Source organism: Actinomadura sp. HBU206391, from assembly GCF_014323665.1.
Taxonomy (GTDB): domain Bacteria; phylum Actinomycetota; class Actinomycetes; order Streptosporangiales; family Streptosporangiaceae; genus Actinomadura_C.
The window spans coordinates 1-10,742 of sequence record NZ_JABVEB010000190.1 but is presented as its reverse complement, the minus strand read 5'-3'; the positions used below and the strand labels follow the sequence as shown (position 1 = coordinate 10,742).

Genomic DNA, 10,742 nt, shown 5'->3' with positions numbered 1-10,742 from the left:
GCCGGCGCCGGCGCCGGCGGACGAACCGGCACCAGAGCCGGTCATCCCCACACCCGGCTCCACCGGCGCCGTCCCAGAACCGCAGCACCGGGTGGAACCGGAGTCATCCGCACCGGAACCGGCACCCGCACTCGACTACCTGCTCGATCAGGATTCCCCGGAACCCGAGCCAGAGCCAGAGCCGGTTCCAGCGCCAGAGCCAGAGCCGAGCGTCTCCGAACGGGACCTTGCCGATGACCAGTCCGGTTATCGGCCGGGGAGTTGGACCGCTCCGGTCGAGATCAAGCCGATCCCGCCAGGACGTCATCGGTCGGCTCAGATTCCGCGCAGCCGCCGCTCGACGTACGCCAGGGCCGGGATCGCCGGGGTCTCGCTGGGCCTGATGGTGGTCGTGGCCTTGGCCCTGCGCGGGGGCTCTTCTCCGGAACCGTCGGCCCGGCCGTCCTCGTCGGCCGCGGCCGCCCCGCTCCCGTCCGGCGAGATCATCACGCCAAGGGCGGATGCGCGCCACACTCCAGAGCAGGTCCGCATGACCGACCGCCAGCTCGTCGTGGCGCTGTCGTGGCAGGACCGGAGTGCCGGAAAGGCCTCCTACTACGTGGTGGGCGGGCCTGTGGGCAGGACGCCCACCACGCTGGCCGAGGTGCCCGCCGGTGGTACGAAGACCGAGATCACCGGCCTGAACCCGCAGGCGAACTACTGCTTCACCGTGCTCGCGGTTCTCGATGTCGATCAGGTCGGCGCCGCCGAACCCGTCTGCACCAAGCGCAGAACATGACCGCTCACCAGAAGAGCGGACGAGGGTCGAGCCACCACAGCAGCCGGCGAAGTCGTGATCGCGACCGCCTGAGGGTGCGCACGTAGCCGTACGCGAGGTCTACCGCGGCCGTCGCCTGTACCGATTCGACATCGCCGGCGTGCCCGAAGCCGACCGCGTTCACCTGAACCGCCAGCCATTCCAGCGAGGGGTGACCGATGGCCACGTCCTTGGCGGTGTGCGCCACGGGCACCGGCCGCCCGGCCAGGCGCAGCCCGTCCAGCAGCTCCGCCCACGCGCCCAGAATCCGATCCGCCGGTGTGCCCTGGTGCAGCCGGCGCCGGGTACGGCGGCGGCGCAGGGCGGGCACCGCGACAAGCGGTGTCGCGAGCAGCACCACCAGCGCGGCGACCGTGAGCCCGACCCACGTGCCGGAGTCATCCGGGTCGGGCGTGTCCTTTTCGGCCGGGGCGGCGGGCGCTGCGGGCCGCGCGCCTTCCGGTCTCTGGGGCGCCGCGCTGCCCGGTGCCGGGGTCGGCGCCGCACCCTCGGGGGCCGCTCCGGAACCGGACGCGGTCCGGGTGCCGGGGATCACGTCGAACGGCACCCAGCCCACGCCGTCGAAGTACACCTCGCCCCAGGCGAGGGCGTCGCCGGTGCGGACCTGACGGCCATCGGGGCCGTCCGTTCCGCCTTGGCCGAAACCCACGGCGACCCTGCTGGGCAGCCCGGCCGCGCGCGCCAGCACGGCGAACGCGCTCGCGAACTGGTCGGCGGTGCCCGAGCCGCGCCGTCCCTCGCCGGGCATCACGAGGAACGCCGCGAGATTGGCGTACCCGTGGCCGCCCCGGCCCCGGGCGTCGAGGACATAGTCACGACGCAGGTACTCGGCCAGCCGGACCGCCTGCCGGTACGGGCTGTCGGTCCCGGCGACGACCGCGGCCACTTCTCCGATGCGCGAGGGCGCGCCCGGGGGCAGCTCTCGATAGCGATCGAAGGCCGGGTCGGTGGGCACGAGCGCCCGGGCGGCGTCGGTGGGCCGCCAACCCGGCACGTCACCGGTGACCGCGTAGCGGTGCCCGACGCTCCGGCCGTCACGGGCGACGAGGGTGCCCGACTCGGGGTCGTACGACACCGGCACCCCTTCGATCCTGCGCGGATTTCCCACCGCGGGCAACCACGGTCCCGGAAGATTCGCCACGGTCAGGGTCGCCCGCTGCGAAGTGGGGCGCGGCGGCGCCGGGACCGGCGGCGGCAGCATCTCACCGGCCGGGCTGTACCCCTGCTCCGGCAGCCAGGTCTCGCCGGTGAACTCCGACAACGTCACCCAGCGCAGCTCCACGGGCCGGGCGGTGCGCACGGTGAGCAGCGGATCGAGCGGCCGGGCGCCCCACCCCGGGAGGTAGCTCAGCGGGTTGACGGCCTCATCCCGGGTCACGGGCGGCTTCGCGGCCGGGCGGGGATCGGGCGGTCGCCTCGACCACTCCGCCAGCACCGGTGGCCCGGCGAACGCGGCGAGCCCGGCGAGCAGCACGGCCACGCCGATCGCACGCAGAACCGCCCGGGTCTCCCGGCCATCGCCCGATTCCGCGGCCGTGAAGGCACCGAGCAGGGTCGCCCCTGCGGCCACGAGCACGGTCACCGCGAGGTAACCGGGCGCGCCGTCCGGCCCGGCCAGCACCACCGCGCCGGTCAGCAGCACCACGGGGGGCAGCAACGCGAGCAGCGGCCGGCCGGCCCGCAGCGCCAGCGCGGCGGCCGCGCCGGCCAGCCACGTACCGGCCAGCGGCAGGGTGACGGTGTCCACGGTGGTGGGTGCGGGCGGCGTCGTCGTCAGAATGCGGGCACCGGTGTGCAGCAGCGCATCGGCCGCGCCGGGCACCGCCCCGGGCACCTGACCCGGCCGCCATGCGGCGAGCGCGACCACCACCCCCACCAGCGCGAGCAGCCCTCCCAGCAGCGCGCCGACCCTGGAGAGCCGGCCGGCCAGCGCCGTCGTGACGGCCACCGACGCCACGGCCGCGCAGCCGAGGAGTACGCGCATCATCACGCGGTCGGCGTAACCCGGCGCGAACACCAGCGCCGGAGCCCACACCGCGGTGCACAGCGCCGCGAACGTGATCGAGGCCGCGGTGCGGCTCACCGCCACTTCGTTACCTCATCCCATCGAGCGGCCAGTTCTTCGGCGGTCGCGGCGTTGAGCACGAGCAGCCCGGGAACCGCGATGCCGGCCGTGCCGCCGATCAGTCCCGTGACGAGCCCGGCGTAGCAGTCGCGCAGCTCACCGAAGACGATCAGGTCCGCGCTGCCCGCGACCGCGCTGAGCAGTACGACGACATCGCCGGCGGGCCGCAGCCGGAGCAGCCGGCAGGAACGGACGAGGTCGGGGTCCGCGGCGGCGCCGGCGGGGGTCGCTGCCCCGGCGGCGGGCCCGGGAGCCGTGTGCGTCATCTCGGCGAGCAGGTCGAACATCGTGGAGGGCCCGCCCCTGCCGTCGCTGCGGCGTCCCCCGGAGAGCTGCAGCTCGCAGCCGAGCCCTGCCCGGATCGCGAGCGCGAGCACCGATGCGGCTGCGGACGCCACCTCGTCGAGCTGGTCGCGCCCGGTCGCGCGCTGATCCACCAGCACGACCGCCTTCGGCCGCGAGGTGTCGACGTACTCGCGCACCATCAGGCGCCCGTGCCGTGCGGAGCTGCGCCAGTGGATCTGGCGCAGGTCGTCGCCGAGAACATGTTCGCGCAGGCCGTGGAAGGTGAGGCCGCCGGCCTGGGCGGCGTCCCGATCCCCTTCGGGATCGGCGATCATGCCGCCGGGCACGCCTCGCAGCCGGTGGACGGGAGGATGCACCCACACGCGGTCGGTCCCGCCATGCCGGCGGATCGTGGCGGCCAGGCCGAGCGGGTCGACGCGACCGGCCTCGAGCGGCCCGATGTCGAGCACTCCCCGCCGCCGCGCGACGAGTTCGTAGGTCATCCGGGCCGGCATGGCCCGCATGGCCCGCAGGGACCAGCGGACGCGGCCGTCCGGACCGCTGATCCACTCGGCCGCCATCAGCCCGTGGCGCGACGAGCGGCCGTCCGTCTCGGCCTCGACCTCGAGCGTCACCACGATCTTGTTGCCCGTGGCCACCCGGTTGACCGGTATCCGGCGCCGCACCTGGAGCCGGGCCGGCCGCCCGACCAGCCCCATGGCGACCGCGACGGCCACCAGCGCCAGCGCACCGAGCAGCGCCAGCTCGCGGTAACCGAGAAGCGGGCCGAGGACGAGCAGGGTCACCCCTGACGCCACGACCAGCAGTCCCCGTCGGGTCGGCACGGCGTCAGACGCGCTCCGGGGTCGCGTACTCGACCCCGGGACGCGGGGCCGGCGTCACATCGAGAATCTGGTGGAGCAGCACGGCACCGGTCAGGTCGCGGAGCGCGGCGTCGGGCGTCAGCACCAGGCGATGCGCCCACACCGGCCCGACCAGCGTCTTGATGTCCTCGGGAGTCACGAACGGCCGGCCGTCGGCCATCGCGTGCGTCCGCGCGGCACGGATCAGCGCCGACGTGGCGCGCGGCGATACGCCGAGCCGCAGGCCCGGATGCTCCCGGGTCTGCCGCGCGAGCTTGAGCACGTACTCGTAGATGGAGTCGTGGACGTGCACGCGCCGAGCCAGCTCCCCCATCAGGGCGACGTCCTTGAAGTTGGTCATCGGCTCCACGTCGTCCGGGGAGCGCAGCGACGCGCCCCTCATCAGCGCCAGCTCGGTAACGGCGTCCGGGTAGCCCAGCGACAGCCGCATGAGGAACCGGTCGAGCTGGGCCTCCGGCAACCGATAGGTGCCGTCCATCTCCACCGGGTTCTGCGTCGCCACGACCAGGAACGGGCGGGGCACCGGATGGCGTACGCCGTCCACCGTGACGTGGCGCTCCTCCATGACCTCGAGCAGCGCCGACTGCGTCTTCGGAGACGCCCGGTTGACCTCGTCGGCGATCAGCACGTTCGCGAACACGGGGCCCGGGTGGAACTCGAACGCCCTGGCCGTCTGATCGAAGATCGTGACGCCGGTGACGTCCGCGGGCAGCAGGTCGGGGGTGAACTGGATGCGCCGCCAGGCGCCCTCCATCACTGCGGCGATGCCGCGCGCCAGGGTCGTCTTGCCGACCCCGGGCACGTCCTCGAACAGCAGATGTCCTTCACTGAAGAGCGCGGTGAGGGCCAGCCTGATGACACCGGGCTTGCCCAGCACCACCGCCTCGATGCTGGTGGCGAGCCGGTCCGCCTGGTCGGCCGCGATGGCGGCCTCGTTGACGGTCAGCGGTTTTTGGTTCACTTGGGTCCCAACACTTCCGGCCGTACGCCTCCTGCTCTGGTCGCCCTATCCGTCGAGCGGCGGATGGCCGGGAATCTCTCCTGGCTGGCCGTCGTCGGGCCCTGGATCGACCGGGATGACGTCGCCCCAGTCATCGTCGCCCGGCATGACGTCGTCGGCCGGCGGCGGCGGGTCGTTGGGAGGCGGGTCGTTGGGAGGCGGGGTGTTCGGGGGCGGGGTGTTCGGGGGCGGGGTGTTCGGGGGCGGGGTGTTCGGAGGCGGGTTGTTGGCGCCCCCGACCCGTACGGAGTTGCTCGGCGCACTGACCCCGCTGGTGCCACCGTTCGCGTCGCGGGCGACCACGGTCCATCGCCACGTCCCCGCGGGCAGGCCGGGGAGCTCGATCTCCACCCTGGGCACACCGTTGACCACGATGATGGGCTCGTTGCCCCAGGTGCGAGGTGCGTAGTCGGCGGTGCCCGACTGGTTGATCGAATTGATCACGTATCCGGAGGAGCCCTTCACCTGGTCCCAGCACACGACCGCGACACCGTTCTTCACCTCGGCGGTGACGTTGGTGGGCGTGTCGGGGCGTGATCCGGTCGGCGTTACCTCTTCGGACTGCCCGAAGGGCCCGGTGCCGAAGCGGTTGGTCGCCGTCACCCGGAAGCGGTAGGCCCGGCCGTCGGTGAGACCGGTCACCACGGTGTCCAACCGGTCGCCGGGCACGGTGCGTGCGCCGCCGGTCCAGGTCACCCGGTAGCTGTCGATCGGTGCGTCGGGCGAGTGCGCCCGTGCCCACGACAGCCTGACCTGCCTGTCGCCGGCCAGCGCGGTCACCGGGACCGGCGCCCCGGGTGGGTCGCCCGGATCCGGCGCCGGCTCTTCGGGCACCGGAGGCACGACCGGGGGCGACGCCGACGGTTGAGCGGGCACCGAAGGTTGACCCGGCTGCGACGGCACACCGCCCACCGGCGGTACGGCCGGCCGCGACGGCAGGGCAGGCCGGGCGGGCGAGGTGGCGTCGTCCGCGGGGTGCGAGGGCTGATCGCCGGCGTTGTCCTTCGGCCCGTTGCTCGGCCGGTCGGTCGGCCTGGGCTCAGGAGTCCGGTTGCCACCGATGGTGGACGGGCCCTCCTCCTTGTCCACGACCTTGACCTCACCGCCCCGGGAGACGACGGCGGCCTTACGACCGCCCGGGTCGTTGATGAACAGGTTGTCCTCGCGGACCTCGAGCTCCAGCCCGCCGCTGCCGCCGGGGATGGTGATCACACTGACCTGCTTGCCCCCGGGCTCGTACACCCGCACGCGACGGCCGTCGCTGTCGGGCACGTACAGCTTCCCGCCGAAGGGGACCGCGGTTCCGGTGTGGGTGTCGTTCAACGTGGTCGCACGGGCGCTCTTATCGTCGCCCAGCACGTTCGTGATCGTCACCACGGCGCGGACCGGCGGTACGGTCACCGCCGCGAGCGATCCGTTGGTGCGGTCGGGCATCGTGGCCCCGGCGAGCGGCACCGGCGAAGCGATCTTGTCAGCACGTCCGTCGGCGACCGCCACCAGGTCACGACCGCTGCGATCGACCGCCAGCAATCCCTTGTCGAGCACGGTCACCGCAAGGTCGTGGCCGGGCGGTGCCACCGGCACCGTATGGACGACCTGCGGCCGCCCCTCGGCCAGCCGGACGCCGATGGCGGTGCCCTGACCGGGCGAGGCCACCCAGAGCTCTCCGGCACCGTCGAACTCACCGCCGACCAGCGGGCCGGGCAGGCGCAGCGCCGTGCCGGTCGGCTGCAGGGTGGCCGGATTCACCACCCGGATCTCGCCGGTCGTCCGGTCGATGATGAAGGCGTCCTTCTCGTTCAGCACGAACCGGAAGTCGCCCCGGAGGCCCACGTCGAGGCGACCGGAGAAGCCCAGCGACTTCAGGTCCACCGAGGTGACCCGGCCGGTGTCGAGATTGTGCAGGATCAGGTAGCGGTCGTTCTGGGTGACCCGCACCCGGTTCCCGCGCGCGTCCGCGACCGGCTGACGCAGATCGACCCGCGCGGACGTCGCGTTGACCCGGCTCACCTGCGCGCCCTTGCTGCTCCACAGCCAGACGCTGCCGTCGTAGACGTTGGCCACCCGGCCGAGCGCGCCGACGCCGAAGACCGTCGCCACCAGGGCGACCGCCAGCGTCACCACGGTTCCGGCCGATGCGCCATTGCGGATTCGGGATCCTACGACGCCCAGCCGAGCCCTCATGGAGGTCCTTCCGATTTCGCCGAGTCCACACTGATACGGGGCCTTAAGCCCAGTCCCTGACGGAACTTATCGATCAGTCCAAACCGAGCCCAGGGCCTTAAGGCCCAATATCGGGACAATGGTGCCCGAGCGAACCTGTGCGTAGAGGTAGAACGTCCGATATACCAGGCAGTTGTGGCCAAAATGTAGCGTTCTCCACAACAGCGAACGGGCCGCCGCCCCGATGGGACGGCGGCCCGTAACCAGGCCCTGCGACGCACGCGCCCTGCCGGACCGGACGAGGCCGGCCGTGGCCATCGCGTCAGTCGGCGATGAGCTGGCGCAGGACGTACTGCATGATGCCGCCGTTGCGGTAGTAGGCCGCCTCTCCCGGGGTGTCGATCCGGACGACCGCGGTGAACTCCCTGCCGTCGGCGGTGACCGTGACCTCACGCGGGATCTCGCCCTCGTTCAGCTTCTCCACGCCCGTGACGTCGAAGGTCTCGGTGCCGGTGAGGCCGAGCGACGCCGCGGACTCACCGTCGGCGAACTGCAGCGGGAGCACGCCCATGCCGATGAGGTTGGAGCGGTGGATCCGCTCGTACGACTCGGCGATCACGGCGCGCACGCCGAGAAGAGCGGTGCCCTTGGCCGCCCAGTCACGCGAGGAGCCGGAGCCGTACTCCTTGCCGGCCAGCACGACCAGCGGCGTGCCCTGCGCGGAGTAGGCGGCGGCGGCGTCGTAGATGGTGCTCTGCGGCGCGCCGTCCTGGGTGAAGTCGCGGGTGAAACCGCCCTCGACGCCGTCCAGCAGCTGGTTGCGCAGCCGGATGTTGGCGAAGGTGCCGCGGATCATGACCTCGTGGTTGCCCCGGCGCGAGCCGTAGGAGTTGAAGTCCTTGATCGCGACGCCGTTCTCCTGCAGGTAGCGGCCCGCGGGCGAGTCGGCCTTGATCGAGCCGGCCGGGGAGATGTGGTCGGTCGTTACCGAGTCGCCGAGCAGGGCGAGCACGCGTGCACCGTGGATGTCGGTGACCGGCGCCGGTTCCGGCCGCATGCCCTCGAAGTACGGCGCCTTGCGGACGTAGGTCGAGTCCGGGTCCCACTCGAAGGTGTCGCCGGTCGGGATGTCGAGACCCTTCCAGCGGGCGTCGCCGGTGAAGACGTCGGCGTAGTCCTTCGCGAACATCTCCTTGCCGATGGACGACTCGACGACCTCGGCCACCTCTTCCGTGGACGGCCAGATGTCCCGTAGGTGGACCGGCCGGCCTTCGGCGTCCTCACCGAGCGGCTCGTTGAGGATGTCGATGTCCATCGTGCCCGCGAGCGCGTAGGCGACCACCAGCGGCGGCGAGGCCAGGTAGTTCATCTTCACGTCCGGGCTGATGCGGCCTTCGAAGTTCCGGTTCCCCGACAGCACGGCGGTGACCGTGAGGTCGTGGTCGTTGACCGCCGCGGAGATGTCCGGAGGCAGCGGCCCGGTGTTGCCGATGCAGGTCGTGCAGCCGTAGCCGACCAGGTTGAAGCCGAGCTTGTCGAGGTACGGGGTGAGGCCCGCGCGCTCGTAGTAGCCGGTGACGACCTGGGAACCGGGGGCCAGCGAGGTCTTCACCCACGGCTTGCTGGTCAGGCCCTTCTCGACCGCCTTCTTGGCCAGCAGCGCCGCACCGATCATCACGTACGGGTTGGACGTGTTGGTGCAGGAGGTGATCGCGGCGACGACCACGGCCCCGTGGTCGAGATCGAACGACGTGCCGTCCGGCAGGGTCACCGGAGTCGGCTTGCTCGGCCGGCCGCCCATGGCGCCGGCCTGCTCGCGCGGGCGGTCGCCGTTGACCTGCTGCTGCGAGTTGGCCGGCGAGTCGGAGGCCGGGAAGGACTCGTCCGAGGCCTCGTCCACCGGGCCCTGGATGCTCGGCACGTAGTTCAGGACGTCGCGCCGCCAGGTCTCCTTGGCCGCGGAGACCTGGATGCGGTCCTGCGGGCGCTTCGGGCCGGCGATCGACGGGACGACCGTGGACAGGTCGAGCTCGAGGTACTCGGAGAACTCCGGCTCGACCGCCGGGTCGAGCCACATCCCCTGCTCCTTGGCGTAGGCCTCCACGAGGGCGACCTGCTCGTCGGAGCGGCCGGTCAGCCGCAGGTAGGAGAGGGTCTCGTCGTCGATCGGGAAGATCGCGCAGGTGGAGCCGAACTCGGGGCTCATGTTGCCGATCGTGGCGCGGTTGGCCAGCGGCACCGCGGCGACGCCCTCACCGTAGAACTCGACGAACTTGCCGACCACGCCGTGCTTGCGGAGGATCTCGGTGATCGTCAGCACCAGGTCGGTGGCCGTGGTGCCCGCCGGGAGCTCACCGGTCAGCCTGAAGCCGACGACCCGCGGGATCAGCATGGAGATCGGCTGGCCGAGCATGGCCGCCTCGGCCTCGATGCCGCCGACGCCCCAGCCGAGGACACCGATGCCGTTCTCCATCGTGGTGTGCGAGTCGGTGCCGACGCAGGTGTCCGGATACGCCACGCCGTCACGGTCGAAGACCACGCGGGCGAGGTGCTCGATGTTGACCTGGTGCACGATGCCGGTGCCCGGCGGTACGACCTTGAACTGGTCGAAGGCGGTCTGGCCCCAGCGCAGGAACTGGTAGCGCTCGCCGTTGCGCTCGTACTCCCGCTCCACGTTGCGCTCGAAGGCGTCCGGGGAGCCGAAGTAGTCGACGATGACGGAGTGGTCGATGACCATCTCGGCCGGGGCGAGCGGGTTGATCTTGCTCGGGTCGCCGCCGAGATCGCGTACGGCCTCGCGCATGGTGGCGAGGTCGACCACGCAGGGCACGCCGGTGAAGTCCTGCATGATGACGCGGGCCGGGGTGAACTGGATCTCATGGCTCGGCTGCGCCGTGGGGTCCCAGGCGGCCAGCGTGCGTACGTGGTCGGCGGTGATGTTCGCGCCGTCCTCGGTGCGCAGGAGATTCTCCAGGAGCACCTTGAGGCTGTACGGGAGACGCGCCGCGCCCTCGACCGCGTCCAGCCGATAGATCTCGTACGACTTGTCGCCTACCCGCAGCGTGTTACGGCTGCCGAAGCTGTTCGCGGACACGACTCCTCCTCCATCACGTCATGGCTCGGGGAGCGCCACGACGTCTTCCATGGGCGCATTCATACAGACCGCTGCCGGCACGGGTCTCCATGCGGGCTTTCCAGCACCGCTCCCGCACCCCGCCTGCGCGGTGGGTTCCACGACTGAATCCTGCCTTAACCCCCGCGGCCCCGGGAACTGAGGCTCGCCTAACTTCCGCAGGATTTCTCTCGACGTCAAGCTACTGCAGATTTATCTCGACATCAAGTTACTCTCCCGCCCCTCCGCGGGAACCGGCTCTTGACTCGATCCGTTATCGATATATCGTTGGCGTATCTACAGTGTTCTCAGACAGATCTCGGAAGGGACAGCGAGATGGGACGGACACACGGCGG

5 protein-coding genes and 1 pseudogene are annotated in these 10,742 nt (G+C 71.6%); 1 reads left to right on the top strand and 5 read right to left on the bottom strand.

The features are described from left to right. A pseudogene (locus HKK72_RS40200) lies at positions 1-778 on the top strand (hypothetical protein); the annotation flags it as partial. 4 nt (positions 779-782) lie between these two features. Here the strand turns inward: HKK72_RS40200 and HKK72_RS30335 are convergent. The 5 genes from HKK72_RS30335 to acnA form a co-directional block, all read right to left on the bottom strand. Further along, positions 783-2,900, bottom strand: a complete 2,118-nt coding sequence (locus tag HKK72_RS30335; RefSeq protein ID WP_187237866.1) for a DUF3488 and transglutaminase-like domain-containing protein — start codon at positions 2,898-2,900, stop codon at positions 783-785. Then, positions 2,897-4,072, bottom strand: coding sequence for a DUF58 domain-containing protein (locus HKK72_RS42450; RefSeq protein ID WP_187237865.1), 1,176 nt, complete (start codon positions 4,070-4,072; stop codon positions 2,897-2,899). The genes HKK72_RS30335 and HKK72_RS42450 overlap by 4 nt, the downstream gene beginning before the upstream one ends. 4 nt (positions 4,073-4,076) lie before the next feature. Continuing rightward, complete coding sequence (locus HKK72_RS30325) at positions 4,077-5,072, bottom strand: MoxR family ATPase (RefSeq protein WP_315987524.1); 996 nt, start codon at positions 5,070-5,072, stop codon at positions 4,077-4,079. Between the two features lie 45 nt (positions 5,073-5,117). Further along, positions 5,118-7,232 (bottom strand): fibronectin type III domain-containing protein, encoded by a 2,115-nt coding sequence (locus HKK72_RS30320; protein ID WP_187237864.1) that lies wholly within the window; start codon positions 7,230-7,232, stop codon positions 5,118-5,120. Between the two features lie 364 nt (positions 7,233-7,596). Beyond that, positions 7,597-10,368: an aconitate hydratase AcnA gene (acnA, locus tag HKK72_RS30315; protein WP_187237863.1), complete on the bottom strand. Its 2,772-nt coding sequence runs from the start codon at positions 10,366-10,368 to the stop codon at positions 7,597-7,599. Between the last annotated feature and the right edge of the window lie 374 nt (positions 10,369-10,742).